The 2,935-nt window shown below is 61.9% G+C and carries 3 protein-coding genes; all 3 read right to left on the bottom strand.

Features of this window, described 5'->3' with window-relative positions; genetic code table 11:
• Nucleotides 1–174: 174 nt before the first annotated feature.
• Nucleotides 175–387 (bottom strand): DUF2945 domain-containing protein, encoded by a 213-nt coding sequence (locus M3461_21005; protein ID MDQ3776651.1) that lies wholly within the window; start codon nt 385–387, stop codon nt 175–177.
• Nucleotides 384–1,952, bottom strand: a complete 1,569-nt coding sequence (locus tag M3461_21000) for an FAD-dependent oxidoreductase (protein MDQ3776650.1) — start codon at nt 1,950–1,952, stop codon at nt 384–386. The genes M3461_21005 and M3461_21000 overlap by 4 nt, the downstream gene beginning before the upstream one ends.
• Before the next feature lie 333 nt (nt 1,953–2,285).
• Nucleotides 2,286–2,935, bottom strand: a 650-nt coding sequence (locus M3461_20995; GenBank protein MDQ3776649.1) for an aconitate hydratase, incomplete at its 5' end; no start/stop codon positions are given.

Below are 2,935 nucleotides of genomic sequence, written 5' to 3'. Positions count from 1 at the left end.
GCGCCTCGATCCGGGGAAGCGGCGCACATCCGCGACCGCCTCCAGCCGGTAGCGGGCGAGCAGCTCGAGAAACGCGTCCAGCGGGCGGGTCGAATGGCCTATCGTCCAGATCGTTGAGCCCATGGTTTTTCGTCCCGCAATATCGCGACTCACCTACAGTGAGCGCTGCGTTCCTCAATCGATCTTATGCAACGCCGTGCCCTTGTGCATGGCGATGTGCTCGGTCTTGTCGCTCTTGATCTCGTATTGCGGTTCATCCTTGCTGGCGTGGTGCGTGTATCCCTTGTAATCGCAATCTTTTGTGTGAACCTTGATGATCCTGCCGCTCACATGCCCAGCCTCCGAATTCCAGCGGACGTGATCGCCGACTTTGAATTTTCCCGTCATGATGGTTCGCCTCCGGCTGCGGACTCCTCTACGAGATCTGCGATTGTCCTCTCGAATTCGAGTTCAGCGCGCAGCCCTTCGAGATCCCGGTGAATCACGGCGACCGCCAGTTTGCTGCCGCCGCTTCGAAAGGTGACCGTGCAGTCGCGCGCGTCAAGCTGCCCGTCGATCTCGGCTTTGTCCCATCGTTCGGCGTGGCCGACATAAGCGAGGCCGAAATCGTATTGCTCGGTCCAGAAAAACGGGACGGCATCGAACCGTTCTCGTCGCCCCAGGATGTTGCGCGCCGCCGTTTGCCCCTGGCGCTCGGCCACCACCCAGTGTTCGACGCGGATGCGCTCGCCGGTGAGCCGATCCGGCCAGCGCGCAATGTCACCGGCCGCGAAGATGCCCGGGACGTTCGTTTCCAGGTACTCGTCCACAGTGATTCCTCGATCGATGGCGAGGCCGGCCTGTTCGGCCAGTGCAATCGCCGGCCGCACGCCGACGCCGATGACGACGAGATCGGCCGGGAGGCTTTCTCCGCTCTGCAACGTGACGCTACGCTTGTCTATAGAGGCGGCTGTCGTGCCGAGATGGAAGGTCACGCCGTGTTGTTCATGGAGTTTGCGGATGAAGTTCCCGATCTCCGCGCCGAGAGTCTTCTCCATGGGACAGGTCTCCCGTCCGACCACATGCACGTCGATATTGCGTGCTCGAAGTGATGCCGCCACCTCCAGACCGATGAAGCTCGCGCCTATCACCACGGCCCGCTGCGAAACCAGCGCCTGGGCGACCAGGGCGCGGCTGTCGGCGAGCGTGCGCAGATAATGTACATGGGGGAGATCTCCGCCGGGCAGCTCAAGCCGCACCGGCTCGGCGCCGGTGGCGAGCAGCAGCGCATCATAGGCATGGCGACTGCCGTCCACTAGGCGCACATGCCGACTCGCCGTGTCGATTGTGGCGACGCGCACGCCGAGCTTCAAGTCGATGTCCTGTTCTTGATAGAACTCGGCCGATCGAAGGGGAATCCACTCCTCGGGCGCCTTGCCCGCAAGATATTGCTTGGAAAGATTGGGCCGGTCATAGGGTACCGACGCATCGGCGCTCAGCATCGTCAGGCGACCGGGGTAGCCCTCCCGGCGAAGCATTTCCGCAGCAGCGTTACCCGCCGCACCGCCACCGACGATAACCACCGATCCCGGCATGCCCGACGCTACGGGAGGCGGCTGCCGGATGGCGCTCTTGAGCTTTTCTCTAACGAAAGCGCTGCCGTCCCGCAGCTCGACGCGCCAACAGGAGACGGGCTTTAGCGCCGGCGCCCGCAGCGCCTCGCCGGTGCGCAGGCTGAAACAGGCATGATGCCAAGGGCAGCGAACCGTATCGTCGACAAGGAGCCCGTCGGCAAGCGGGCCGCTATAGTGCGTGCAGACGGCGCCGATGGCGAATAGCTCCCCGCCGCGACGCACGAGAATTATCGGTTCGCCCTGCGTGTGGCCAAGCAGCATGGCGCCCTCGGCGACGGTCGAAATGGCCACACCTTGCGCGAGGTCGGGCCCGTCGAGTTTCGTATTTTCTTCGCTCATTTAATTCTCCGTGATGCTGATGGTGACTGGGATGCGCCGTACCGATAAGGATAGGACTTTCAACGCAGCTTTTCAACCGGTGCGGTTGCGTCGCACGGGTCGGCCGGTGAGTGGGTGGTTCGCGCGGGGGCGGTGAAGAGGGTATTTGGGTTGGCCCGGCCGGATTCTGGCCGGCTGTCGGGGCTGTGAGGTGACGCGATCGCGAGCCTCGATGCGGACCTTGGCGCCGAGCGAAGAGCCCCCGCCGTGCTCCCACGGGCGCATCACGGCGGCGTCATCGGCCGAAGGTGGGTCGTACACGCGTTTAAGCTCCAGCATCAGACCCGACCCCAGCTATCCCTGACGTTTGCGCATCAGGTTGAGCAGGCTTCCGGATAAAATCATCTCGACTTGTCGTCCCGTCAATGCATGTTCCGCGAGGTACGTTTCACCTTTCGTCTTGTTGATGACCTTTACCTGGATTCCTTGTGGGATGGCCGCGCGGATATCCGGAAGACTGAGGACGTCGTCTTGGTCGATTTGTTCCCAGTCACTCGGATCCGCGAACGTCAACGGCAGGATCCCAAAATTGATCAGGTTTTGCCGGTGAATGCGGGCAAAGCTTTTCGCGACGACAGCCTTGAGTCCCAAATACCGAGGCGCAATGGCGGCATGCTCGCGGCTTGAGCCCTGGCCGTAGTTTCTGCCGGCGACGATCAGGCATCCCGACAACAAGTGCTGCACCGCCCGGTGGTAAAACGTCTCATCCATTCGGGCGAATACGAACTTGCTGATTTCGGGAATGTTGCTCCGATACGGCAGCACTTGCTCTCCAGCCGGCATGATCTCATCGGTGGAAATATCATCTCCCACTTTCAGGAGGACCGGCCCTTCCACCGTATCCGGGAATGGATGAAACGGTGGAAGCGGCTGAATATTCGGCCCCTTCTCAAGCTCAACAGGCTCGCTTTCTTCGGCAGGTGGCGCGACCATAGCCGTGTTAA

The organism is Pseudomonadota bacterium (assembly GCA_030860485.1).
In the GTDB taxonomy this organism is placed as follows: domain Bacteria; phylum Pseudomonadota; class Gammaproteobacteria; order JACCXJ01; family JACCXJ01; genus JACCXJ01.
Note: the sequence above shows the minus strand (reverse complement) of the source record. Positions and strands in the feature narration are given on the sequence as shown.

Bases quoted from the DNA above. Each gene is read 5' to 3' on its own strand.
- M3461_21000 (MDQ3776650.1), bottom strand. From the start codon at position 1,952: ATGAGCGAAGAAAATACGAAACTCGACGGGCCCGACCTCGCGCAAGGT.
- M3461_21005 (MDQ3776651.1), bottom strand. From the start codon at position 387: ATGACGGGAAAATTCAAAGTCGGCGATCACGTCCGCTGGAATTCGGAG.